This window comes from Synechococcus sp. MIT S9503 (genome assembly GCF_047304175.1).
In the GTDB taxonomy this organism is placed as follows: Bacteria; Cyanobacteriota; Cyanobacteriia; order PCC-6307; family Cyanobiaceae; genus Synechococcus_C.
The window spans coordinates 2,273,008-2,296,575 of record NZ_CP138955.1 but is presented as its reverse complement, the minus strand read 5'-3'; the positions used below and the strand labels follow the sequence as shown (position 1 = coordinate 2,296,575).

The following is a 23,568-nucleotide window of genomic DNA, read 5'->3' as shown; positions in this document are numbered from 1 at the left end:
TCCAATAGCACCAGCATCGGAGCTGCCTGAAGTGTTCTTTACGGAAACTTTTCCACCACTTTGAACTGTGATGTTGGCGCTCTGGCCACTCGAATTTCCCCCAATCCCACCATTTCCGCCTGAAGCGAACGCACCGCCAGCACCATTTCCACCAGTTCCTGCAATTGCAGAAGCTTGAACTCCAAAAAGAGTGCTACTTCCTGAAGAAGTATTGATTGAAATCGAACTACCGCTGCTAACGGTGACCTGAACATTGCCTGGAGATCCACCGGGACCACCGTCACCACCATTACCTACAGAGCCCCCACCAGTACCGCCTTGCCCACCCGTAGATTTGGAACCTGCCTGAGAAGAGAAATTACCGTCAACAATTTGAGTAATTGAAGGACCAGGGTTTCCGGTCCCACCTGTCCTACCAGTAGAGCTCCAAGCGTCATATCCAGGATTATTTCCTTGAGTTCCAGCCCCCTGCAGCAATGGAGAATTTGGGGGTGAATTGTATGTACCAGTACCAACCTGCTGCTGAGCAAGCGCACTAGTTGTCTTACCTGCCATGAGCAGGAAAGCTGGCAAAAGTGCCAGCGCAGAGGCAGTACTGCGCTTCACGATTCAGTGCAACCGCAAAATGATAGTTGCAACTTCAAGCCACAGCAACGTTTTTTCGTCAGATGGAAATAATTAACAATGGCCTGCAACCAATTGCGACTCGGAATGAGACGCTGCAGCTGATCAAGAGATGCAATAAGAGGCAATCCAGGGGAAAGGAGATGAGTACATATAAGCCAAAAAAAATGCCCCATCAGGGGCACTTTTTTAAGTGACTGAAATTTCGCAACCATCAAGCAGCTTGTTGGTCTTGCTGCTCGTCACCAATCCAGGGCTTGAATTGACCCTCTTCTGAAACTGGCTCAATTCCGGCAGCCTGAATGGTCTGACCCAGCGCAGAAGTCAGGCCTTGCTGAGCAGCCGACAGCTGGCGAATTCGGAAGCGATGCTCATTAAGCTCATTTTCTGAACGAATCAAATCATTCAGCAGATTGACAGCATCCGGAGGAAGAGACTGTATTGCATAGGTTTTGCCATCGAAAGTCAGGGTCTGCTGGCCAGAGTCAGCAGCCTGTTCTTGAGAGGTATTGACCTCTTGTTGATTCTGATCGGAATCGCTCATGGAACTTTGAAAGCTAGCGGGAGTGTATGTGATGTTCCTGCTTGGGCTCGCAACGAATCCATGGATTGTGATGGCCAGGAACAGGATCGCCTTCTTCCAGGCCCTCGAAACAGGATCGATGCAGACCTTGGCGGAGGAGCTGAACCTGACTGCGCAGCGATGTTGGAGCAAGGTTCATCACAGGGCAGAGTCTCAAAAGACCCTCGCCACAGCCATAAACAGCGACAAAAGCAAGGCGATCTTTAGTGCCGGTATGTCCCTTGCTGCCGTGAAGTGTCCATCCATCGTGATAACTGCAGTCTCCTGGGAGCAGTCCCTCCGTTGTGAGATGGGTCCAATTCTGTTCTTGCCACTCCTGCTCGTATCGGCGGTAACTGCGCTTGGAAGCACCACCGTCAAGGAGATGACAGCAGGGGTATGAAGCCTGCCAATACTCCAAAGGAGCATCACAAGAACTGACAATCGGCGTGAGAGGAATCCATAGCGTTAAAAAACTGCAACCCTCTACCGGAATGAATGGTGCATCTTGATGCCAGGGAGTGTGTTCGCTACCAGGTGGTTTGAAGTAGGTCTGATCTCGCAGCAGCCAGACCTTGTCACTGCTGAAGAGATCTGCCGCCAGCTGAGCCGGCTCTTCTTCAAGAAGCCACTGCTCCAAGAAAGGGCTCGATTCCCACAAGTTCTCTCTGAAGTCCCAGTGACGACCAAACTCGTGAACGCTGGTTTCTAAAGCTGTCTCCGACGCTTTGCTGTTTGATGCAAGTGATGAATCAGTCAGGTGTTCTGTGATCAGCGCCAATTTGCTGCGAGAACAAAAACTGCGAACAATTCCTTGCCAGCCATCGCCAGTGCGATCGTTTGTTGCAAGAGCCATGGCCATCTCACAAAGCAACTGCCATCATGTCGCCCCGAACGAAGGCGGGCATGCATCCAACCTGGGAAAGCTTCTGGACGAAAGAGTCTCAGATTGAGACACTGTTCGGTGCATTTGCACCCTCTTCTTTTCAGCGTCAGTTCCTCCAGGATTTAACTCCTGTTGAAGCCCCGGCGATCGGACTTGAACTCTCCAAAGACGGGCTGCGACGTCGGCCCCAAATAGCGGCTTGGGTCCTCAATGGCCGACTTCAGCGTTGGAAGAACCTGCTCCAACCACTGATTCACGAGGACGGGACTTTTGCCTCAGGGCTAGAAATCAACGATTTACGACCCTTTCTACAAGCACAGAATATTTTTTGTCAGGAAACCTGGATTGAGCTGACAAGACCTCCGCGCCGCAGATCCGGTCAACCATTCTTACTTTTCCGTCAAACTCTGCAGCCACTCAGCCAGGAAGTCCTACAAGCGCAACTTGAAGAGTTGCACTCACAATTCAGCGACTTGCTGCAAAACAGATTGCCGCTACCTACGCAAGAGTGGTGGAACTCATTGAAAAAGTTACCGTTGGCAGGGGCAGATCAACTGGGTATTGATCTTGCACCAAACGGAAGTGGCTGGCGATTTTTATTTGGAATACAGGAACCCACAGCTCTTCTTGAAGCAATTTATTTTCCCGAAAGGTTACGTTCAACAATAGAGGGTTTTCCAATTGCAATCGCACTTCAAAGTCAGTCAAAACCAGATGAACACTACGCTCTAGAAATATTTCCGAAATATCGACTACAGCATACCATTGTTGGCTACCCAGGGGAAGTTCCCGCCAATGAAGAACAATGGCCATCCTGGCCATATGAACCAGCTCTCCTACCACATGCTCGTCTCAAAAAGTTAATAACAACATCAATTCATCTACCCACGGTTGAATATGAGGGGAAACAACTATCACTGCGCGGAGGGCTGAGTCACCAAAAAATTATTGTAGTAAATAGGCAATTAGCCGACCATAAAGCCTATGCAGGAGTCATCGTAACTGGCAGAAGAACGATAGAACCCCTATCGAAAACGTCGGGAAGAAAGGAGAAGAAAATCTCACCCTTCGACCACGCGATTGACTGCTTAACCAAGTCTGACGAGCTCTGGCAAGGATTTTCCCTCTCCGCGGGAACTTCGGATAGGTGGGTACCACTCGCCTGCCTCACTCTGCTAGCCAAGAGGCGTGAGGATTCACGCTTACAGAGAACCTTTGAGCACCAAGTGGTTGCGCTGAAGGAGATACTTAATTCTCCTCAACCTGTCGGATACAATCAAAAAACACCAGCAGATTTAGATAGCTCAATCTGGTTGAAACGCTGCCTTTTAGCACTAGGATATTCTTCATCAAACACACTTGAAAAATTTCTTGCAGAGGGATTTGAAGATCAAAATAATTTGCCCACCTATCCATATCGTCAACCCATTGCGAATTTCATTAATCGGCCGCTCAAAGAGCTGAATGGCTGGTGCTCTCCCCATGATTGCGTTCTTGCGAACTGGGCTTCGGACCCGGCAATGCCTAACTCAACGAAGGTTCTTCAAAAACTACGAGATCGCCTGAATCAAAAATTGTTCAGTAGTTATTGGTGGCCGCTCGATGGTTTAATTCTCAGCTTGCTTCCACGAGGCAGCCTGCCAAGAGGCGAAGTGAAAAGATGCCTAAATCAATCATTCACACTCACTGCAGACAAAGCGATTCCAGCCGAAACTGGAAATCGTTTCAAAAAATTCTGCCAAAGTCTGATGCTTCTGCGCCATGGCACTACATCTGAACAAAAAGAAGGTAGAACTCTGCTAGCAGATTTGATTGATAGCCCACAAGCCTTTCAGGATATCATCGTGATGCAGCTGCCTCAACCTGACCAAATGAATCCCCAACATCAGGACAATTGGCAGTGGAGAGGGAGCATGGAAGGTGCCTTGATTCCTGAGCAAAAAGGATTTCTTGCTGCTGCTTTCTTACTTTCAGCTCAGCCACGATCCAAGTAAGCCTGAAAATCCTGCATATCAAATAGATCATCCAACCCACCAGCTACAAGCCGATCCAATTCGTCGTCACTCATGGCAAGAATCTGCTGAGCCTGAGCACGCAGCAAATCCGCCGCACGTAGTTGATACCCTTCCTTGGCAGCCAACTGCAAAACACCCTGCAAATCAAGCTGACTTATCTGATCTTGAAGATCAGGGTTATTTTCCATCTTAGCCAGGAACGACTCCAGATCTTGGACGGCCATGGTGTTACAGGAAAGGGGACTAAGGATGATCATCTCATTCCCTGGGAGAAATCCCCCATAAAATTTGCCCAAACCACTCAGGATCCACGTGCATATCCATTTTCTGATTCCATGTTTCGGCGGTCAGATATCGGAGGTCACCTTCACCAGCTTTGTACGTTTCATCACCAGAGCCCCCGAGTGGGGATTGGAGTGGAGTCTCGACACCCTGGTCAATGAGAGCCTGATACCCCGAGGGCGCAATGCACTGGTGGCGCGTGCCATGCACAACCCTCGCGCGACCCATCTGATGTTTCTGGATGCTGATATCGGTTTCGAACCTGAATACATCCTGATGCTGCTACAGGAAGATGTGGATGTAATCGGTGGAGGATATCCAAAGAAAAGCCTGCCGATTAATTACGTCATCAATCCACTACCAAGCGGCGAATCAGATGAGACCAAGGCCGAGGTAGAAAGAATCGGAACAGGATTTTTGCTAATGAAACGCGATGTTTTTGCACGTATGGCGAAAGCCAAGCCAGAACTTAAATATCGGGATGACTGTGGCCTTGATCCGTCAATCAATAAGCACCTCTACGCCTATTTCGAGTGCGGCTTATTCGGAGAAAAAGTTTTTATGAGTGAAGACTGGTTATTTTGCAACCGTTGGAGGCAGATTGGTGGCCAAATATTCATCTCCAAACGCTTTGCGCTGACCCATGTCGGCAATTATGCGTTTTCAGAAGCATCTCAGGCTGAGTTGCTGACATGCCTGAGTGCGCAGCTCAAGGCTCCCACCGCTTCCACGGGGACAACACCACTGAGCGCTCCATCGGCATCAACCTCCAGCTCCGAGACCATTGCTGAAAAGCGTTCCAGTCAGAAAGCTCCCACGAAGTCCTCACAGAAGGCCAACACCAAAAACACAAGACAAGCCAAACCTGCTAGCAAAAGACGCAGTGGTTCACAGCGCAAGGTAAAGAGCAGTTCCACTCCAAATTGAAAAATCAAGGCCGCCTTCAGATATCATGCTCCAGCAATACATCAATGAAAGTTCACATTGATTCGCCATCAAACATGGTTGCAGAAAAACCTAACCCCGAAAACGCAATTCACACTCTCAACCGATAAGCTCGGAGTAACAACCCTTGCAATTCAATACAAAAAGTTCACATCTTTAGCAAAAGCTCAGCATGTCTCTAGTAATGGGTCCAAATGGTGCAGCAATCATCACCCCGTACTACAAAGAATCCCTTCAAGTTCTCAAACGTTGCCACTTAAGTTGTATTGAACAGGAGGGGAATTGGCAGGTTCGACATTTCATGGTAGCTGATGGGCATCCGCGAAAAGAACTAGAAAACTGGGATATAGATCACATCACATTGCCCAATTCCCATGGGGACAATGGCAACACTCCTCGTTGCATTGGAGCGATATCAGCAATCAATCAGGGTTATTGGCCAATTCTCTTTCTGGATGCCGACAATTGGTTCAAAACCTGCCATCTCAATACCGTGGCAGCGTTGAAGCAAGACCATCCGAATGCTGATGTGCTGGCAATGGGCCGCGAGTGTGCTCTCCCAGATGGAACTCTGATCCCGGGTATTCCGGAAGAAGACCTGGCTCATCGACATATCGATACATCATGCTATGTCTTTTATCCATCCTCTTTTCGAGTGCTGCCTCTGTGGGGAATGATGCCTACATGTCTGAGTCCTGTTTGTGATCGCTTCATCCGAGAAGCAATTACCCATTACAACTTAGCCGTAGCGGGAACCCATACACCCAGTGTTGTATTCACTGCCCATTACAGCTGGGGCTATCTGTCGCTTAATCGTCCAATTCCCAATGATGTCCACGACATTGACTGGGCTTCTATTGGGGAGAGGATTGATTTCGAGGATATTCACAATCGCACAGGAATGCACCTCAGATGGAATCATCCATCTACTTCGCAAAATTCAGGAGGAGGGAGCCAGTACGGATCAACTCTCAGCGGCCCTACCCTTCCTGGAGCATCTTCTTCCTGAAAATTTATACGAATTTCAAAGACAAAATCACAGCCAAAGCAACATACATTAGCGATTTAATCAATCAGCCGAAACCATATCACCTTGACGGTTTAACCAAAAACAATCTCCAAGAAAAACATGATCCGCAAATCCAGAGAGTTTATCAAGCAAATTCTATATCAATTAAATCAGTATCACAATGACCATAAAGAGGGATTTGCCAAATAAAGGTATTACGCCATTACAGTGGTGGAAGGATTTCTTCTTATCAACTAAGAATTCCTCAAAACCGCTTCAGCCACATCTCCAAGGAGGTTTTGAGGAACACTTCTCTGTACAGCGAATACAGGGGGGAAAATCAAAAACAGCAATTTATATTCACATTTCCTGTCAGAACCGAACGGAGATGGTCAAAAATGCTTAAATCCTGAGACTTACTTCATCATGATGACGATTCGTTCGGTGGCACTATCACTTGCAATATTTGGATCACCCTTAGCAGTACCGATGGCCCATGCACTGGAACCAGAGGCTGTCGATTCAAAGTTCCAAAATGTGATCATCCTGACTCCTGTAGACGAGACGGGCGAGTTGATGCTTATCAAAGACGTTGGGATGGTGGCGTTTTTCTCACGGCTGGCTGCTGATCAATTTGCTAAAGGGTGGCAAAAGCGTACCGGCAATTCAGGCGAATTCCGTGTTGCCCCTCTCTCACTCACTCGGTTTGAATCTGCATTTCTGACCGCTCAAGAAAAAGATCAGAACTTGGCGAAAGCTTACGTACCAGATCCAGCTCAGATCCCAGCAGTTATTGGATTGCAAATGCAACAAGGGGTAGAAATACAAAGTGCTCGCACATTGGCTCAAAGCCAACCCTATATTTTCTGCCCAGATCCATTGATCAGAGTCAAAATCACTCCAAATGATGGGGGGACACCCACCACAAGAGTACCCTGCGGATTCTCATTCACATCGATGGCTCTTATAATTAATCAAATTAACCAAAACGCAAAATCTCCAACGGTTTTAAAAGCCTATTCCCTACAAGACATGGTTGCTTTTTTAAGCAAACAATCGGGAGAAGATGCCAAAAATATGGTAATTGCAACACCCATTGAGATTACCAATATGAACTAACAATACACAAATAAATTTCCTTATTCAGCTCAAATCATTCATGTCTGAAAGGGCTCAATTGGGGCTAAACGCGGGTCGAGGATCTTCGGCCCCATCCCAGGAAACTTCACAGCGATCGAGACTTTTTCGCCGCTGCCAAAAGTATGTGTGATTTCGCCGACCCCAAAGTTGGCGTGAGTCACCTGATCACCTACAGACCAGCTCTTTCCAGGTGCTGGGCCTGCCTGTCGGCGACGAACGGCGTTGGCAGGAGTGCTGATGTCACTTGACTTCTCCCGATCGACCCGCGTGAGGCGATCGAGCCTCTGCTCCCTGCGGATCGCTGCACCTCCTGAACGAGGAATTTCTCCCTGAACCAGAGCTTCCGGGAGCTCCGAGAGAAACACGCTCGGCACGGCAGGCTCACGCATACCACCCCAAAGGCGACGTTCACTGGCATGAGAGAGAAACAGACGTTCCTTTGCCCGGGTGATTCCGACATAACAAAGACGACGTTCTTCCTCCAAAGAAGCAGGGTCGTCGAGTGAGCGGTAACTAGGGAAAAGTCCCTGCTCCATTCCCACCAGACACACCACAGGAAACTCCAGACCCTTGCTGCTGTGTAGCGTCATCAGCGTGACACGATCGGCTGCGGTGTCTTTACTGTCCGCATCGCTTGCCAGAGCAGCCGATGCGAGGAATCCCTCGAGATCGCCCTCATCGTTCTCTTCCTGGTACTGCAGACCGGCATTGACCAGCTCCTGCAAATTGCGTCGGCGCTCTTCAGCTTCGTCGGTGCCCTCGGTAATCAGCTCACTGACGTAGCCGCTCTGCTCCATCACCTGCTGGATCAGTTCCGATGGAGCCGTGTTGTGAACACGCTCGCGCAGACCATTGATCAATTCACAGAACTGCAGCAGCCCCCTGGCGGAACGACCTCCCAAGGAACGCACCGCCTCGGGGTCACTCACCACATCCCAAAGAGGAATTCCCAGCTGATTGGCCGCATCCGTAAGCCGCTGGATCGTTGTTTTACCGATGCCACGCTTCGGTACGTTGATCACCCGCAACAGGCTGACGGTGTCAGCAGGGTTGATCATCAGGCGTAGATAACCGAGCACATCCTTGATCTCACGGCGGTCGTAGAAGCGCAAACCACCGACCACCACATAGGGGATGCGCCAGCGCACCAGCGATTCCTCAAGTGCTCGCGACTGGGCATTGGTGCGATACAGACATGCCATATCACCCCAGCTCAGCTCGGGATTGGCGGCTTCCATCATGCGCAATCGATGCACCACAGATTCGGCCTCGGCAATCTCGTCATCACAACGTGTAAGAGAAATCAGCTCCCCTTCTCCGCGGGTGGGACGCAGCACTTTGTCGATGCGCTCGCTGTTGTTTGAGATCAAGGCATTGGCCGCCTCCAGGATCGTTGCTGTTGAGCGGTAGTTCTCCTCAAGTTTCACCATCGTGCGCGTGTCGTCATCCGGCGCCTGGTCGCCGAAGTCGTCCTGAAAGCCCATCAGGATCGTGAAGTCGGCAGCACGAAAGCTGTAAATGCTCTGGTCAGCATCACCCACCACGAACACCGAACGCCCGGACCAGTTGTCGTAACCCTGGGGATCTTTGCCATCGGTCACCAACAGCTTGATCAGGTCGTATTGGGTGCGATTGGTGTCTTGATATTCATCCACCAACACATGGGCAAAGCGGCGGTGCCAATAGCTGCGCACCTGCTGATTCTGCTGAAGCAGCTGCACAGGAAGCAGCAGCAGATCGTCGAAGTCGAGAGCGTTATTTGCAGCAAGAGCTTTGCGGTATCTGCGGTAGACATCCGCTGCCAGCTTGCCGCGCTGACCATCGGAATTGGCTTCCATCTGATCAGGAAGCCAACCCTGATTTTTGGCATTGCTGATCGCCCAGCGCGCCTTTTTGGGCTCAAAACGCTTGGGATCGAGCTGCAGCTCTTGAGTCACGATCTCCTTGACGAGACTCTGTGCGTCAGCCTCGTCATAGATGGAGAACTGCTTCGTCCAGGTAAGACCCTCTTTGTCTTTGAACTTGTCGATGTCGTACCTCAACATCCGCGCAAACAGAGCGTGAAAGGTGCCAATCCACAGCTCTTTGGTGACCTCCCGATAGATGCGTGAGCGCAACTGGCGCTGCTCAACCGGGGGCAGCGTGCTCCAGGGTTGGCCGAACTGACTTTGAGCCAAACGCTGAGCCAACAACAACTCCAGCCGCTCCTTCATCTCTCTCGCCGCTTTGTTGGTGAACGTCACGGCCAGGATCTGGGATGGATCAGCACCGTGTTCACCGATCAAATGGGCAATGCGATGTGTGAGTGCTCGCGTTTTACCGCTGCCTGCGCCCGCGACAACCAGCAACGGACCTTCATGGTGATCCACCGCCCGCCGCTGGGCGTCGTTGAGGCCTGCAAGGAAGCTCATGCGGTGAGGATATCGCTCACGACTGGCGATAGCGCCAGACATGGCCTTGCCACCGTCGCGAGTAGGCCTTAAGGCTTTGCTGCTCATAGATTCCCGCTCAACGACAACCAAAGTTCCTGAGCGGGCTCCTAGATCACCATCGGGTTGATTGATGTTGGCGCGGGCGCCGCTGCCGTCGTGCTTATCAATGGCCGGTGATGTACGGCATCAGGGAAAGGGATGCACTCCAGGTTTGATCCAAAGCCGCAGTCGGCGAAACAACCAAGGGGAACGCAGTCGCAACGGCAGGGTCCAGACCAAGACCCCCAGCTTCTGGCTCAATGTGAGTTGCTGGCGCCAGCTCTGATCCAGCCGAATCTGATCCGAACTGCCGAAACGCATGTCGTTGCCGTGAATGTCGCGGCGGATGCCATCCCGCCACTGAAACTGGCCCTCTTCCAGCGGGAGGTTGAGCCAGGCCATCACCCGAGCCATCTCCGAACGAGGATCAGCGGCCAGTCGCTCGTAGTACACCCGGAGCGCGCGAACTCCTCGCAGCCGCTCACGAGTTAGAAAAAACAAACGAACGTAGTTGTAAGCCGCCTGGCGAAGGGCATCTCCACGCTTGCGGGCACTGTTCATCGAGCCAAACGGACCGCGGTGCAAATGCACGGGATGCAGTGTGAATGCAGCCCCTTGAGCCTCAACCGAAAGCAGTCGAGACAGGCGAGGCAGAGATTTTGAGGAATCAACAATCAGCGCACTGTTGCTTACTTCAGCGATCGCGGTGAACAAAGCCTCGTTATGGCTCATGAAAGTGGCGTCATCCCCCCCATCCACCAGCAGCAGCTGATCAAGGGAACAGCCAACCAGGCTTTGCACGTGTTGTTCCACAGCCCCCCAGAAGGGGCACTCAGAGGGCACCTGACGGTGGCAACTGCAAAGACGTCGCTGCGGATCAGGATTGGAGAGCATTTTCAGCTCACCAGCACTCACCACCTGGCTGTGACCACTCACCAACAGTGACAGCAGCGTGGAGCCGCTGTGACCACGACTGGTGATGTAGAGCACCCGAGGCTGGAGCGTCTGCTGGCTCTTCGGCTGCATCTGTCCCGGCACAGTCAAAGGCGCTCTGAATGTAAGGGTGCCTCCAGATGGCACTGCTGCAGCTGGGCAAAGGGGCAGCGCCAAAGTCTGCGATCTCGACCTTCTGGAAGCGGCAATTCACCGCGAGGGCCCGAACTAGAAAAACAATTCAGCCGCGGCCTGGTGCCGTCTGCTGAACCGTGAAGCTCGGCTGAAAACTCTTGCCCACTGTGTAGGGCCCGTTGCTGCAAAGGCCCGTGGCATCGATCAACGACAGGGCCCGTAAGACAAATCCGTTTCACATCATCATCACCACGGTCATGCTCCAGCCTGCGCGTGAGGCCCGGGTCTCCCCGCTCATCGCATTGACTCCAGGCACTGCAATCGAGACCGGCGCAAGGCCTCCCCGAGCTGCGGACCTGGCTGAAAGCCTTTGGCGATCAAGTCACGTGCTGTCTGCGGCGATTTCACATGGCGCCATCTCCCCCACCAGCGCAGTAAGGGCCTCCAGCAAGGGGTCATCAAGGCGACCTCCAGCGCCACCACCTCAGCACTCCATGGCCTTGCTTCTAACTCCTCCGTCCAATGGGCCGCAGACCATCCTTGCCAAGGGCGGGGCAGCACCTGCTCGGCCAGCCAAGCCTGGAAGTCCATCCGCTCTGCAATCCAACGCTGGTGCTGCAGCGGTAACTGCAGCCGCTGGGCCATCAGCAAGGGCATCTCGGAAGCCGCCACAAAGGCACAGAGAAGAGGAACACTCAATCGCTCGGCCCGCCGCAAACGACGGAACAGAAATCGATCGGTCTGGAGTGATGCGTCAAGCAGGGGCAAGGCCCCCCAAACCTGCAGATAACAAAGGGCCTGCTGCCAGGGCTCACGCGCAAACAACAACTCCAGCTCCATACGCAAACGGGTGCCTAGAGCTGGCGGCACCCCGTCCAGCCCATCACCCGGGCGCCATCGCCACGGCCATGCCCCCACCGTGGCTTGAACTTGCTCCAGGGCTTGAGGTGCCAGTTCAAAACCGAGCCGGGCGGCGTAACGTGCGGCGCGTACAACGCGGGTTGGATCGTCCTTCACACTCCCCGCGTGCAGAAAGTTCAGCTGGCGAGCGGCGAGGTCGTTCTGCCCCCCATGGAGATCCAAAAGCTCAGCCTCTCCAGCACCAAGCTCCAACGCCATGGCATTGACCGTGAAGTCGCGCCGAGCCAGGTCATCAACGAGCAGACCTGGATCCACTACTGGATTTTCACCAGGCGCTGGGTAGTGCTCCTGGCGTGACTGGGCCAGGTCCAGCAACACACCATCGAGCACCATCTCCACTGTGCCGAAACTGCCATGCACCCTTAGCTCCGGAACCCGCTCGACCCCAAGCCGTTGGCGTATGCCCTGGGCCAAGGCCTCCGTGTTGCCCTCCACAACCAGATCAAGATCGGGAAGATCTCTCCAGGGATCGCTGTGGTTGAAATGGAGCAGGACATCGCGCACTGCACCCCCAACCAAGGCCAGTCGCACCCCTCCCTGCAGACGGGCTTGATCTTGCAAAGCCAGCAACACACTTTGCGGGATGCCAGGCAGCTGCACAGGCAGGCGATCAACCATGGGGTCGCTCCATGCTGCCGTCTGCCACCGGCTGATCACAGAGCTGGCGCAATTGCAGTGCCAATCGCTCGAAATCAGCGCTGCGTAGATAGTCCTGCCGCAGAGGTGAACAGCCACCAGCTGTTAACTCGGCATCTGCCTGACCAATCTGCAGACATTGCTGAATCTGTTCACACCACTGGGCAGCCTCAGCCGACAGCGGCAGATGCCAGATGCCATCGACGCCGCACTGAAAATCAGCCGCAAAACCAGTAGCCACCGACAGCATCAAGCAACCACTGGCCAAACCTTCGAGGAACGACACTGGCCCCCCCTCCTGGGCCGACACCGAGCACACCAGCCGAGCCTGCCGGTAAAGCTCCCCATAAGCGGCATGGGCCACATCCATCTGTTCCACAGCCGTTGGAAGTTGGTACTCACAGGCTTGCCAACCTCTGCCCAAAAGCACCACCCTCAGGCCCTTTTCACAGAGCAGCTCCACGAGATCACACAACAGTGCATAGCGCTTGCGCTCGTGATAGTTGGGGTTGGATTTGGGTACGTAACGCCCCACGAGCAGAACGTCGATCGGGCGTTGACTCAGAGAAGGACCGGGGAAAAACTTGGCCGGGTCATAGCCCGCAGGGAACCAGTGCAAGCGCTGGGGCTTCACGCCTGAAATGCGCAACAGCGCCTGTTCCTGGCCATTCAGCGCGAGAACGGCATGCAAGCGATTGAGATCCGGCAGCGCCAGGCCGATACGCACATGGCTGAGATAGAGGATGACGCGCTCGGGCGGAATGCCATCGCGCAACAAGCGCTGAAGATGCCCCTGGAACATCACCACCACCAAAGCATTGGCCCCATCCATGGCCGCAGCCAGGCTGGCGCGATCCGACGCCACACACAATTCAGGTGCACCTTGCTCGCCCCACACCGTTGCCGACGTGAGATCGCGCCAGAGGAAGTCGAGAATCCAACCCTGAGAGCCTTTGCTTAGATAAGCGATCAACCGGCAGGGCCCCTGCGCCGAACACCGAACCGGTGATGGCCGCCGCGCTGGGGCCGGCATGCCGAGAGCTAAGCGCAACTGTGCACGCATCCCCATTCAGCTACGAGCCCACACTTTCCAATTGTCAGTAGCGCTTATAAACAAGATTTTTGCCAGCGCCAACAACGAGACGCTCCCCGCTGAACAGCGGCAAGTGTTCATGGCAAGCCCAGGCAGGGCCATGGCTTGCGCAAACGCTCTCAAAAGCCTCTACGTAAGTAGCTGGCCCAAACGAGCAGTCCTGAATCAAATGCAATGGATGAAGCGGAACACATCCGATTCAGCGGCGTTAGTGGGGGGCTGAATCAAAGGCCACCAGAAACTCGGGCTGATGGGCGGCGATCCAGGCGCGCGCTGCCTGCTGGCTGAACGCCTGTACCTCAGGCAAGCCAAGACCTTGCTTTAGCTGATCCCAACGGGTTCTGAGTGACTGCACATCAGCCGGTGGTGTGCCCTGACTCCAGTACTGAATGGCCTGGGGCTTAAAGCGCACATCACCCCCAGGAGTCGCCAGTTCCTGGAGCTTGTCTGGCGCCAGAACGGCCCTCGCCGCCAATGTGGTGTGCAGGTCACCAAAATCTGCAAAACATTCTGCGCGAACCCAGAGCCACAGAGGCGTTGCGCTATCAGCGGTAAAGCCTTAAGCCCCTTGTTCACGAACCTTCCAGTCACGCGAAAAGCTTAAGGGCAGCACAAGGGCCCAGAATCGACGGACGCGCGTCGCCATCTGCCTTGTCTGCACTCACCCGCTGCCTGCAGGAGGAAGCCGCCGCCATCGCTGCCGCGGCTGACCGCTTGAGTGCCGATCAGGTTGAAGGAACCTTGGCTCTGCTCGAACGCTGCGCAGATCGCAAAGCCAAGTTGGTGATTACGGGCGTAGGGAAGAGCGGCATCGTCGCCCGCAAAATTGCCGCCACCTTCTCTTCCATCGGCCTGATGGCGCTCTACCTCAATCCCCTCGATGCTTTGCATGGGGATCTGGGAGTGGTCGCTCCAGACGACGTCTGCCTGCTGCTTTCAAATAGCGGTGAAACAAACGAGCTCCTGGAGGTACTGCCCCACCTCAAACGCCGGGGGACAGCGCGCATCGCCCTGGTGGGGCGGGCGGAATCATCACTAGCCCGGGGGAGTGATTTGGTGCTGGAAGCTTCAGTCGATCGCGAAGTCTGCCCTCTCAACCTTGCTCCCACAGCCAGCACGGCGGTGGCCATGGCCATCGGCGATGCATTGGCCGCCGTGTGGATGGAACGACGGGGAATCTCCCAGGCTGATTTCGCCATCAATCACCCAGCTGGCTCTTTGGGAAAACAACTCACCATGACCGTATCCGATCTGATGGTGCCCGCCGAGCAACTACCCGCACTCCAGCCCGAGACCCCTCTACCAGAGGTGATTAGTCAGCTCACCCAGGGCGCCATCGGCAGTGGCTGGGTCGAACATCCAGAGCATGGGGGACGCCTGATCGGACTGATCACTGATGGCGATCTCAGACGGGCGCTGAGGGACAACAACCCCGAAACTTGGTCAGGTCTGAAAGCTTGTGATCTGATGACTGCCGATCCGATCACTGTGACGGCAGAGCTGATGGCCGTGGATGCCATCCAGCGGATGGAACATAACCGTCGCAAACCGATTTCCGTTCTTCCCGTCGTGAATGCCACCGGAGAGCTGGAAGGTCTGCTGCGGCTCCACGACCTGGTCCAGGCAGGGTTGGCGTGATGACAAAGGTTTTCAACGCGCTCCGCTGGCGTCGCCAACGTCAGGCACTGCGCCGCATCAACTTGTTGGTATTGGATGTTGATGGAGTGCTAACCGATGGAGGCCTTTGGATAGACCCCAATGGCTTATTGCAGAAACGCTTTGATGTTCGAGACGGAATGGGCATCCGTCTCCTGCAACAAGCGGGAGTGCAGCTTGCGTTTCTGAGCGGCGGCAAAGGGGGTGCTACCGAGGCGAGGGCGCATCAACTGGGAATCCAACACTGCATGGTGGGCGTCAAGGACAAACCTGCAGCCCTACAAAAGCTTCAACAGCAAATGAATGCCACAACAGCCACAACAGCCTTCGTCGGCGACGACCTCAACGATCTCGCCTTGCGTCATCAAGTGAGACTATTGATCACGCCAGCTGACGCCTGCCCTGCTGTTCGGAAGCAGGCCGACGCGGTGCTGAGTAAACGTGGTGGCCATGGCGCCGTGCGCGAGCTGGCAGAACACATCCTCAAGGCCAGAGGCCTCTGGGACGACCTGAGCCGCAATGGCTGGAGAGACCGAAATGACTAGCTGCAACACGAATCACGGTGGCGTGGTTTTCTTGGGATAGAGGCTCAGAAAAAGGGGTACCGTAAGGCCACCACAAGGATGGTGATTCTGCGCACGGGGATAGCCACAGATCTCAGTCTGCAAAGCAACTCACGACCACCAGTGGTGTGAACGATTACCAGTCGCCGGACTCAACTCTGAGTGCGTGCCATCTGGCGAGCCTGCTCCAGCTGCTCCTCTGTATCCACTGACAACGACGTGCCATCCACCTGAAACGTGGCGATGGTATGGCCTGCCTCAATCAGGCGCAACTGCTCGAGCCGTTCCAGATTCTCAAGCGGTGAGGAGGGAAGCTGATCCCAGGCTGAGAGCACATCCCCGCGGAAGCCATACATACCTACGTGGCCCCAGTAGTCAGTGTGCTGATGCCACTCAGCAGGGTCTACATCGCGGACATGGGGAATCGCGGAGCGAGAGAAATAGAGCGCCCGCCCGTCATGTGCCAGCAAAGTCTTCACCACCGCAGGGTTGTTGATGGTGTCGGGCTGGAGCCGATAGACCGGTGTGACCACCGCAGGCACAGGATCACGCCGACCGAATACCTCCACCATCGCGGTGACCACATCCGGTTCCAGAAAAGGCTGATCTCCCTGCACATTGATCACCGCCGTGCTGGCCAATCGTCGCGCGCGGACGCCGGACTCCCAGCCATCAGCAGACTCACCCCAGGCAAGAGCCACCAACGGATCAGCCACCGAGGCAATCCGTTCACTGCCGGAACTGCAGGCCTCCGACGTCATCAACACAGGGAAGCCCCAACCCTCAGCCAACTGCTGCAAGCGAGAGCTGTCGGTGCAAAGCACCACTAACGCCGGACCGTGGGCTTTGGCGCATTGTTCCAACACCCGTTGAATCATCGGCTTGCCACCGATATCAGCCAACACCTTGTCAGGCAGACGGGAGGACGCCAAACGAGCAGGCACCGCAACAACAGATCGCTGAATCGTCATCAGTCCCACAACTTCATGGCGTCGTCACGGGCGGAGAACCATTCCGCAGCCAGTGGGCCACCCATGGTGCGTTGCTCACGGAACCAAGGTCCCCCAAGCGTCCAATGAAGCATCGGTGACACCTCCTGGGTCTCCGGCGGAACCTGCACATCCACCAAGTGATTCCAGCCCCCCTCGATAGCACCGATTTCATGGTCACCCTCCAGCCAGTGGAAGCGATGCAGCTCCAACCCCGTGGAGGTGTTCACATAATCCACTGTGAGTTTGGTGCAGCGACTGCAGTTGAGCAGCATCAGCGAGCTCCAGTTTTTCTTTGGATAGGCGCTTTGCACTTCACCGAGGAATTTCACCGTCTCGCCAGGCACATGCTCGTGCTGCACACACATGGCGCCGAATTGATCATCGCGCTGATCCCAAAGAGATTTGATGTCAGCACGGCAGAGCATGTCGCAGTCAAGGAAAAGGGCCCACCCCTGATATCCCATCAGATAGGGCACCAGAAACCGTGTGAATGAAAAAGCAGTGCTCTGCTTGGGATCCTTTTCACGCCAGTAGAGATTTTGAGCCTCCAACTGCGGTGTCACCAAAGGTGTGATCGCCAGAGGCATCGAGCTGTGCTGATACAGGCTGTCGATCAGCACGTTGGTCGCTGCACGCTCACGCGGGTCGTATCCGATGAAAATTGGGATCGAAGCATTAGCCATCCGCCTGCATTTCGGCTGTGAGGCGAGATTAAAGCGACTTCGGAGCGAGCTCTAGGCTTCAATTCACCCGAGCTCCATCACGATGGCCGCACGTTGTGTTGCACTGGGCGACATCCGTTTCTCCAACGATGCTCCATTCGTGCTGCTCGGCGGGGTGAACGTGCTCGAGTCACGAGGCTTTGCCATAGAGATGGCCGGTCACTACAAAACGGTGTGCCAGGATCTGGGCATCCCCCTGGTTTTCAAGGCCTCCTACGACAAGGCCAACCGCTCATCGATCCACTCCTATCGGGGCCCAGGCCTGGAAGACGGTCTCGAGATTCTCCAGGCGGTGAAAAACAGCCATGGCATTCCGGTGATCACCGACGTGCACAGCCCAGAGGAGGCAGCACCGGCCGCCGCCGTGTGCGACATCATCCAACTACCGGCCTTTCTGGCCCGTCAGACCGACCTGGTGGAGGCGATGGCCCGCACCGGGGCCGTAATCAACATCAAGAAACCACAGTTCCTCAGCCCATCCCAGATGTCGAACGTGGTGGAGAAATTTCGCGAATGCGGCAACGAACAGCTGCTGATCTGCGAGCGGGGCAGCAACTTCGGCTACGACAACCTCGTGGTCGACATGCTGGGCTTCGGGGTGATGAAACGCAGCTGCAACAACCTGCCGCTGATTTTTGATGTCACCCATGCCCTGCAATGCCGTGATCCAGGCGGCGCAGCATCTGGTGGCCGCCGCAATCAGGTGGGCGACCTGGCCCGCGCAGGAATGGCGGTTGGACTAGCAGGTCTGTTTCTGGAAGCTCATCCTGATCCGGATAACGCCCTCTGCGATGGACCCAGTGCCCTGCCATTGGCACAACTGGAACCTTTTCTGAAGCAAGCAAAAGCCATTGATGATGTCGTCAAGGCCATGCCAGCAATGGAGATTCTCTGAGCAGTGCCCAATCAAGACGCCTCTTTTGAGACACGCTGGAGTGCATGGCTCACAGTTTTATCCGCAGTCATGCTTGCTGGTGCCCTAGGGACCGCCATCTGGTTCCAAGCCGATCACCAATCCATTGCTCAGATTGGGGAAGAAACTCGAAACGCCCTAATCAAGAGATACAACAACATCAGCCACTCCATTTTTATTGGAATTCTGTTGCTGTTGGCGGGCCTGAACATTAAAGCGGCACTAAAAGCACCGAGCATTGAACAACAACCAAACCAATCCTGGCCCAAAAAGATCATTGATGCGATCAGGCGCCATCCAGCAGCGACCATTCTTCTGGTCGTTTATACAACAGTCATGGTGCATGAAAGTAGCTGGTTTTACAAAGAAATCCTGACTTGGTACGACGACCTATACGCCAATCACATGCTGGACAATTTCAGCATCAGACACAGCTTCATTGGCGAGACTATGGGAAGAAATGATTTCCGCTTCTTCCCGTTATCACATCAGGATCTGCACGTTCTCAGCTGGTTTACTCCATACACGAAAGTTTGGAGCCTCATTAGCGCATTCGAGCTCATTATAACGATTGTCGTGGGCTGCAAGCTGATTGCACTGGTACGAAGAAAGCAATCAAGCCGGTCCTTACTCCTCTGCGGAGCGCTTCTTTTTGGCTTCACAAGTGCCTCAGCCTACAACTATTTCCAATTCATCTACAGCGAAAGAATTACAACCCTCCTTTTTGCGCTGTTCGCTTATTTCTATTGCCTCTACCAACAAAATAACGATCAACGTTCCGGACGCAGCGCCTTACTTTGCGCGTTGCTAGCGCCCTTTTTCAAAGATACTGCCATCCTCCTTGTGGTCGTACCTCCAATGGCAAGCATTATTTTAGGAAGTATAGGCAAGTTCAGTAATTATCCCAATTGGAGCTCATGCACTTGGTCGAGCTGGAGAAAGGCCTATGCCCTTGAACTGGCGATCTGCAGCGTCGCCATCTTTTTTCTGGCATCGTTCATCATCCTCAGCGCAATACCAAGCCTTGCCACTGGCGTGAGCCGGTATGACTCCCATCTTCGCTTCTCGAGCTTTGCTCTTGATCTCAGGCTGATCATCCTGCTCAGTTACAGCGTGATCAGATTCTGGCTAATTGCACGCAGTCAATCCAAGGCCAACCTGCTCGACAACCTCAATCTTGCCGCTATCAGCTACGGCTTCGCCCTTTACGCGCTGGTGGGCCTCAAAGGCAGCAATTACATGACTCTGCCCATACAGTTCGTCGCCGTTATCGACATGCTGATGATCTGGGAGTCTCTAATTGCGCCAAAACTGACCAAAAAGCTGACTCAACAACAATCCCAAGCACTATTGGTTGGCGGCACGCTCCTGGTGCTGGGCTTTGAAGACCGTCAAGCAGGCACTTTCCGCGATCGTGCGAGTGAAATCACCCAAAAACAACGATCCTGGGCAAACACTTTCGACCAGATCGACCAAAGAACACGCGAAGCAAAAAATAAAGGCGAGATCGTGAATGTGATTTTCTCCAAATCCTGGTTCAAGCACTCCGACTATCTACGCACGCTGCGCTACGATCGGCTAGTTTATTTTGATATCGACTCAGGCACATACACCGTTGTCGACGGGATTGATAAAAACAGTTCCTACAAGCCTCAGTCGGGAGACTTTCTGATCGATATTGACACCGGTCGCAAATTTAATGCATTCGACTATAGTATCAACCTAGATAACTACAAATTGATTTACAAAGAATCACCAAAACGCGACTACGGTCGGATTTTCCGCCTCGAATAGTGATCAGCAGGTCATTAATCTGCAGATGGATAAACAAGTCGGCGATTCAGATGGGAGATCCATGGAATTAGCAAGCAGAACTGAGCAAGACCAGAGGGGGACTGCATCCAGGAATAGTCATATTGAATCGACGAACTCTTCTGCGCATCAAAACGCATACGATTTCCAGAGAGAATATGACTCGATGAGTGTTTTATCGGAACCAGCATCTTTTCCTCCCAAGCTATATCAAGCCACTCGCAAATACGACGCAGCGTCTGTTTAGGGCTGAGGGCTAATTGTTCGTAGCCAATCCTCAACACTGGCTTTCCGCATCGCTGCAGCGAACGGTCCTGACAGGCATTCACCCTGCACCAACGCAAGAGGGGCACAAGGCCAGGTAGCCATCGACCATGACGACGTCCATCACGGGAGCGGGAGTGAACCCAACTGCGCACATCACGGGTGAGATGCAGGATGCGAATCTCCAGATCGGGCGCCTTGAGATTCTGCAGCTGAAGGTCGTCTTGATACGAGTCGACAACCCAATGAGGAGCATCACCACTGGCACCCGCCCCACTCTCAGCAAGAGCGTCTAACAGTCGCCGCAATTTGACAGACAACTCAAGGTCGTCATGCTCGGGCAGCCACTCGAGGACAGGTCCCCAGACAGGGCACTGAGCCGCGATCTGCCCACAGGTACAACGACGCTGATGACGCAAGTGCTCACGTAGCTGAGCCGGCCCGCGGTGACTGTCGCCAGGAGAAGGCTTCTCCAGCAGCCGAACTGCCTCGCCGAGGCCCGTGATTTGGGAATGGGCACCCAATGCCAAATCGAGAATCGTTGTGCCGCTATGGCCCAAGCCGCGAATCAGCAACAACCGGCGTTTGGGGGTGTTCAAGCGCATCTCCGGGAAACAGGGGCCGCGATCTGCTGTTGCAGAAACCCTGTCAACTCCTGCAAATGATGCTCGAGCGTGAACCCAGTCAGCACACGATCGCGACCAGCCTTTCCAAAACGAGCAGCGAGCTCGGAATCAGCCATCAGCTGTTCCATGGCTTCTGCCATGCCCCGCACATCACCTTCTTCAACGAGCAAGCCTGTACTGCCATCGATCACCACATCGGGAATCCCCGCATGACGGGTCGACACCACTGGCAAAGCACTGAGCTGAGCCTCCATCACCGACACCGGATTTCCCTCACTGTCCCCATCGGGGGCCATCAACGAGTGCTGGACAAACACACGCACCTGGCGCATCAAGGCGGCCACCTCTTGTTGTGATTTCACGCCAAGAAAACGCACCCGATCCTGCAACTGCAGGTCATTCACCAATTGGCGAGCGTCCTCAAGCAACGGCCCATCACCCACCATCCACAACGCACCCCGAGGCTGGAGGGCGAAAGCTCGAATCGTGTAAAGAGGCCCTTTCTTGGCAACAAAACGGCCCACAGCAAGAAACACCGGCGCTGCAATGGCCGGATCCCCAGCCATGAAGAGGGCTGGATTGGCTCCGGATGCACTGATCAAGATGCGCGATGGCGGCATTCCCAGCTGCTCCAAGGTGTTGGCCATTGGCCTCGACTTGCAGACCACGCCTGAGGCGATGGTGACAAGGCGGCGATAGCGACCGCCCAAGACGCCAATCCGTCGTTGCGCAGACAGATCCGAACCACGGAAATGGGCCACAAAGGGCACAGAGGCAAGCGCAGCGGCCTGCATCACGCGCACGGCATGAAAACCAAACTCCGCCAACACCACATCGGGCCGATGCCTGCGAATCAACAGCAACGCCACCAAGGCTGCCGGCCATTCGGCCAGTCGCAACCAACCGATGCGGGTACATGCCTTGCTGATGATCACGCTGAAGCCATAGGCCAGCCGAGCGGGCTGAGAAAGCGGACATTCATCGCCGAAATAGGCCGTGACGAAAAACGGCAATCCCGCCAAATTGGCGCGCACAAAGGTTTCCGATGCCTCCCGGCGCGTGGGGGCAAACACCAGCAGCCGTTGCAGGGTCATGGCTGATCCACCAGCGACTCCCAGATCGGACCTACCTCAGGCCAATCCAACTGACGCAAGGTGTCTCGCGCCGCAGCACCCAAGCGCTCCCGCAACTGAGGATCAACCGCCAAGCGGTCAAGGGCTTCGGCCAGGGCGAACGGGTCATCGCTGGGCACCACCAATCCACTGACACCGTCCTCCACTACCTCCAGCGGCCCGGGCGACGCATCCGTCACCACCACCGCCAGGCCCGCAGCCATCGCTTCCAACAAGGCATTGGGCATGCCCTCAAAGCGGGAGGGCAACACAAACACGCCGGCCTGCAACAGAAATGTCTGCGGATCCGAGCGAAAACCAAGGAACTGCACCTGCTCCTGCAGACCGGCCTCCTGCACCTGCCGCTCCAACGCCTCCCGTTCCGGCCCATCACCCACCAGGTTCAGCGTCCAGCTGCGCGCCGCGCTGGCGGTTTGAGCAAGAGCGCAAATCAGCACATCGATACCCTTTTGCGACACCAACCGCGCCACGGTTACAAACCCCTGGCGATCGCCTGCCGACCCCACCGCGGCAGGAACCATAGGCATGGGCAGCGGATTGGGGAGCAAGGCCAGCTGACGAGCCTGAAATAAGGGCACCAGGCTTTCCATCACTCCAGTGGTATTCGCCGTCAGCACATCCGCTCGGCGATACAGCAAGCGACGAAAGCGCGGCCATGGGAACGGCAACTGTTGCTTGCGCAGATCATTGCGTTCCGACACCACCAAGTGGCAATCCCGCCACCAAAAAGCACTACAGACACGCATGTTGGTGCGGCTGAGAAACGACACCACCCGGCTGGGGGAATGAGTCTCAAGCAACCGTTCGAGCTCCCAAGACGGCGGCCCGTCAATTCCTTGCACACACCAGTGCAGCAAGCAGGATCTCCAGTTGCGCTGGCCCGGTTGCACCGACTCCAACACTCCCACCAGAGGCCCCATCACAAGCCTGGCCAGGAGACGATGCAGCCGACGCTGCGGTGCCAGAAATCGACGGCCACGAGCGAGCCAGGAACGATTCCAGTAATCACGCTTCCAGAGAGCATCAACTGCCATGGAGAGATCGGTGACCAACAGCCCCTCAGGAATGGCATGGGCCTTCGCCGGTCCCGGCAGCATTGTCACAAGGCGCACGCGCCAACCCTTATCGATGAAAAACCCTGCAGCCAGCAACGCCACCTTCTGAGCTCCACCTGGGCCCAAGTGCGGCAACACAAGCCAAAGGTCATCGGTTTGCTCACGGTCTGCCTGCTGCAT

Annotated in this window: 22 protein-coding genes; 8 read left to right on the top strand and 14 right to left on the bottom strand. The window is 54.7% G+C overall.

Going from position 1 to position 23,568, the window contains the following annotated elements; translation table 11 throughout:
• Window positions 1-38 precede the first annotated feature (38 nt).
• From SIB56_RS12505 to SIB56_RS12495, 3 genes are all read right to left on the bottom strand, one after another.
• Entirely contained in the window at window positions 39-290 is a 252-nt protein-coding gene (locus SIB56_RS12505; RefSeq protein WP_413324244.1) for a hypothetical protein, read from the bottom strand.
• Between the two features lie 548 nt (window positions 291-838).
• A complete protein-coding gene (locus tag SIB56_RS12500) occupies window positions 839-1,168 on the bottom strand; it encodes a DUF6447 family protein (protein ID WP_413324243.1) in 330 nt (109 codons plus the stop codon).
• 13 nt (window positions 1,169-1,181) lie between these two features.
• Complete coding sequence (locus SIB56_RS12495; RefSeq protein ID WP_413324242.1) at window positions 1,182-2,042, bottom strand: phytanoyl-CoA dioxygenase family protein; 861 nt, start codon at window positions 2,040-2,042, stop codon at window positions 1,182-1,184.
• Between the two features lie 50 nt (window positions 2,043-2,092).
• On the opposite strand from SIB56_RS12495, the gene SIB56_RS12490 reads away from it, so the two are divergent.
• Window positions 2,093-4,066 (top strand): hypothetical protein, encoded by a 1,974-nt coding sequence (locus tag SIB56_RS12490; RefSeq protein ID WP_413324241.1) that lies wholly within the window; start codon window positions 2,093-2,095, stop codon window positions 4,064-4,066.
• Here the strand turns inward: SIB56_RS12490 and SIB56_RS12485 are convergent.
• Window positions 4,048-4,311: a Nif11-like leader peptide family RiPP precursor gene (locus SIB56_RS12485; protein WP_413324240.1), complete on the bottom strand. Its 264-nt coding sequence runs from the start codon at window positions 4,309-4,311 to the stop codon at window positions 4,048-4,050. The two genes, SIB56_RS12490 and SIB56_RS12485, sit on opposite strands and share 19 nt — an antisense overlap.
• Before the next feature lie 187 nt (window positions 4,312-4,498).
• On the opposite strand from SIB56_RS12485, the gene SIB56_RS12480 reads away from it, so the two are divergent.
• From SIB56_RS12480 to SIB56_RS12470, 3 genes are all read left to right on the top strand, one after another.
• Complete coding sequence (locus SIB56_RS12480) at window positions 4,499-5,296, top strand: hypothetical protein (RefSeq protein ID WP_413324239.1); 798 nt, start codon at window positions 4,499-4,501, stop codon at window positions 5,294-5,296.
• 202 nt (window positions 5,297-5,498) lie between these two features.
• Entirely contained in the window at window positions 5,499-6,323 is an 825-nt protein-coding gene (locus SIB56_RS12475; RefSeq protein WP_413324238.1) for a glycosyltransferase family A protein, read from the top strand.
• 429 nt (window positions 6,324-6,752) lie between these two features.
• Window positions 6,753-7,442 carry a hypothetical protein gene (locus tag SIB56_RS12470; protein ID WP_413324237.1) on the top strand — a complete coding sequence of 230 codons (690 nt, stop codon included), beginning with the start codon at window positions 6,753-6,755 and terminating at the stop codon, window positions 7,440-7,442.
• A gap of 38 nt (window positions 7,443-7,480) precedes the next feature.
• Here the strand turns inward: SIB56_RS12470 and SIB56_RS12465 are convergent, their stop codons facing one another.
• The 5 genes from SIB56_RS12465 to SIB56_RS12445 all read right to left on the bottom strand — a co-directional run bounded on the left by SIB56_RS12465 (window position 7,481) and on the right by SIB56_RS12445 (window position 14,127).
• Window positions 7,481-9,874, bottom strand: a complete 2,394-nt coding sequence (locus SIB56_RS12465; RefSeq protein WP_413324236.1) for a UvrD-helicase domain-containing protein — start codon at window positions 9,872-9,874, stop codon at window positions 7,481-7,483.
• A 207-nt stretch (window positions 9,875-10,081) separates the two neighbouring features.
• Window positions 10,082-10,960 (bottom strand): sulfotransferase, encoded by an 879-nt coding sequence (locus tag SIB56_RS12460; RefSeq protein WP_413324235.1) that lies wholly within the window; start codon window positions 10,958-10,960, stop codon window positions 10,082-10,084.
• A gap of 336 nt (window positions 10,961-11,296) precedes the next feature.
• The gene (locus tag SIB56_RS12455) at window positions 11,297-12,541 is read right to left on the bottom strand and encodes a CCA tRNA nucleotidyltransferase (RefSeq protein WP_413324234.1); all 1,245 of its coding nucleotides are present in this window, start codon (window positions 12,539-12,541) and stop codon (window positions 11,297-11,299) included.
• A complete protein-coding gene (locus SIB56_RS12450; protein WP_413324233.1) occupies window positions 12,534-13,592 on the bottom strand; it encodes a glycosyltransferase in 1,059 nt (352 codons plus the stop codon). The genes SIB56_RS12455 and SIB56_RS12450 overlap by 8 nt, the downstream gene beginning before the upstream one ends.
• Window positions 13,593-13,860: 268 nt before the next feature.
• On the bottom strand, window positions 13,861-14,127 hold the full coding sequence (locus SIB56_RS12445) for a hypothetical protein (protein WP_413324232.1): 267 nt from the start codon (window positions 14,125-14,127) through the stop codon (window positions 13,861-13,863).
• A gap of 176 nt (window positions 14,128-14,303) precedes the next feature.
• Here SIB56_RS12445 and SIB56_RS12440 point away from each other — a divergent pair, with 176 nt between their 5' ends.
• Both SIB56_RS12440 and SIB56_RS12435 read left to right on the top strand, forming a co-directional pair.
• Window positions 14,304-15,290 carry a KpsF/GutQ family sugar-phosphate isomerase gene (locus SIB56_RS12440; RefSeq protein WP_413324231.1) on the top strand — a complete coding sequence of 329 codons (987 nt, stop codon included), beginning with the start codon at window positions 14,304-14,306 and terminating at the stop codon, window positions 15,288-15,290.
• Window positions 15,290-15,853: a KdsC family phosphatase gene (locus SIB56_RS12435; protein WP_413324230.1), complete on the top strand. Its 564-nt coding sequence runs from the start codon at window positions 15,290-15,292 to the stop codon at window positions 15,851-15,853. Before SIB56_RS12440 ends, SIB56_RS12435 begins: the two co-directional genes overlap by 1 nt.
• A 170-nt stretch (window positions 15,854-16,023) precedes the next feature.
• Here SIB56_RS12435 and SIB56_RS12430 read toward each other — a convergent pair whose 3' ends face one another.
• Together SIB56_RS12430 and SIB56_RS12425 are read right to left on the bottom strand one after the other, a co-directional pair.
• On the bottom strand, window positions 16,024-16,842 hold the full coding sequence (locus SIB56_RS12430) for a 3-deoxy-manno-octulosonate cytidylyltransferase family protein (protein WP_413324229.1): 819 nt from the start codon (window positions 16,840-16,842) through the stop codon (window positions 16,024-16,026).
• Complete coding sequence (locus SIB56_RS12425) at window positions 16,842-17,546, bottom strand: hypothetical protein (RefSeq protein WP_413324228.1); 705 nt, start codon at window positions 17,544-17,546, stop codon at window positions 16,842-16,844. Before SIB56_RS12425 ends, SIB56_RS12430 begins: the two co-directional genes overlap by 1 nt.
• An 82-nt stretch (window positions 17,547-17,628) precedes the next feature.
• Here SIB56_RS12425 and kdsA point away from each other — a divergent pair, with 82 nt between their 5' ends.
• Window positions 17,629-18,480 (top strand): 3-deoxy-8-phosphooctulonate synthase, encoded by an 852-nt coding sequence (gene kdsA, locus SIB56_RS12420; protein WP_413324227.1) that lies wholly within the window; start codon window positions 17,629-17,631, stop codon window positions 18,478-18,480.
• A gap of 69 nt (window positions 18,481-18,549) precedes the next feature.
• Window positions 18,550-20,292, top strand: coding sequence for a hypothetical protein (locus tag SIB56_RS12415; RefSeq protein WP_413324226.1), 1,743 nt, complete (start codon window positions 18,550-18,552; stop codon window positions 20,290-20,292).
• Between the two features lie 14 nt (window positions 20,293-20,306).
• Here SIB56_RS12415 and SIB56_RS12410 read toward each other — a convergent pair whose 3' ends face one another.
• From SIB56_RS12410 to SIB56_RS12400, 3 genes are read right to left on the bottom strand one after another with little or no spacing between them, the layout of a single operon-like run.
• A complete protein-coding gene (locus SIB56_RS12410) occupies window positions 20,307-21,173 on the bottom strand; it encodes a sulfotransferase (protein ID WP_413324225.1) in 867 nt (288 codons plus the stop codon).
• Entirely contained in the window at window positions 21,170-22,294 is a 1,125-nt protein-coding gene (locus SIB56_RS12405) for a glycosyltransferase (protein ID WP_413324224.1), read from the bottom strand. Before SIB56_RS12405 ends, SIB56_RS12410 begins: the two co-directional genes overlap by 4 nt.
• Entirely contained in the window at window positions 22,291-23,568 is a 1,278-nt protein-coding gene (locus SIB56_RS12400) for a glycosyltransferase (protein WP_413324223.1), read from the bottom strand. Before SIB56_RS12400 ends, SIB56_RS12405 begins: the two co-directional genes overlap by 4 nt.

Bases quoted from the DNA above. Each gene is read 5' to 3' on its own strand.
- SIB56_RS12430 (WP_413324229.1), bottom strand. From the start codon at position 16,842: ATGACGATTCAGCGATCTGTTGTTGCGGTGCCTGCTCGTTTGGCGTCC.
- SIB56_RS12485 (WP_413324240.1), bottom strand. From the start codon at position 4,311: ATGGCCGTCCAAGATCTGGAGTCGTTCCTGGCTAAGATGGAAAATAAC.
- SIB56_RS12500 (WP_413324243.1), bottom strand. From the start codon at position 1,168: ATGAGCGATTCCGATCAGAATCAACAAGAGGTCAATACCTCTCAAGAA.
- SIB56_RS12495 (WP_413324242.1), bottom strand. From the start codon at position 2,042: ATGGCTCTTGCAACAAACGATCGCACTGGCGATGGCTGGCAAGGAATT.
- SIB56_RS12490 (WP_413324241.1), top strand. From the start codon at position 2,093: ATGCATCCAACCTGGGAAAGCTTCTGGACGAAAGAGTCTCAGATTGAG.
- SIB56_RS12475 (WP_413324238.1), top strand. From the start codon at position 5,499: ATGGGTCCAAATGGTGCAGCAATCATCACCCCGTACTACAAAGAATCC.
- SIB56_RS12435 (WP_413324230.1), top strand. From the start codon at position 15,290: ATGACAAAGGTTTTCAACGCGCTCCGCTGGCGTCGCCAACGTCAGGCA.
- SIB56_RS12505 (WP_413324244.1), bottom strand. From the start codon at position 290: ATGGTGGTGACGGTGGTCCCGGTGGATCTCCAGGCAATGTTCAGGTCA.
- SIB56_RS12425 (WP_413324228.1), bottom strand. From the start codon at position 17,546: ATGGCTAATGCTTCGATCCCAATTTTCATCGGATACGACCCGCGTGAG.
- kdsA (WP_413324227.1), top strand. From the start codon at position 17,629: ATGGCCGCACGTTGTGTTGCACTGGGCGACATCCGTTTCTCCAACGAT.
- SIB56_RS12405 (WP_413324224.1), bottom strand. From the start codon at position 22,294: ATGACCCTGCAACGGCTGCTGGTGTTTGCCCCCACGCGCCGGGAGGCA.
- SIB56_RS12455 (WP_413324234.1), bottom strand. From the start codon at position 12,541: ATGGTTGATCGCCTGCCTGTGCAGCTGCCTGGCATCCCGCAAAGTGTG.
- SIB56_RS12465 (WP_413324236.1), bottom strand. From the start codon at position 9,874: ATGAGCTTCCTTGCAGGCCTCAACGACGCCCAGCGGCGGGCGGTGGAT.
- SIB56_RS12460 (WP_413324235.1), bottom strand. From the start codon at position 10,960: ATGCAGCCGAAGAGCCAGCAGACGCTCCAGCCTCGGGTGCTCTACATC.
- SIB56_RS12450 (WP_413324233.1), bottom strand. From the start codon at position 13,592: ATGCCGGCCCCAGCGCGGCGGCCATCACCGGTTCGGTGTTCGGCGCAG.
- SIB56_RS12400 (WP_413324223.1), bottom strand. From the start codon at position 23,568: ATGCAGCAGGCAGACCGTGAGCAAACCGATGACCTTTGGCTTGTGTTG.
- SIB56_RS12415 (WP_413324226.1), top strand. From the start codon at position 18,550: ATGCTTGCTGGTGCCCTAGGGACCGCCATCTGGTTCCAAGCCGATCAC.
- SIB56_RS12470 (WP_413324237.1), top strand. From the start codon at position 6,753: ATGACGATTCGTTCGGTGGCACTATCACTTGCAATATTTGGATCACCC.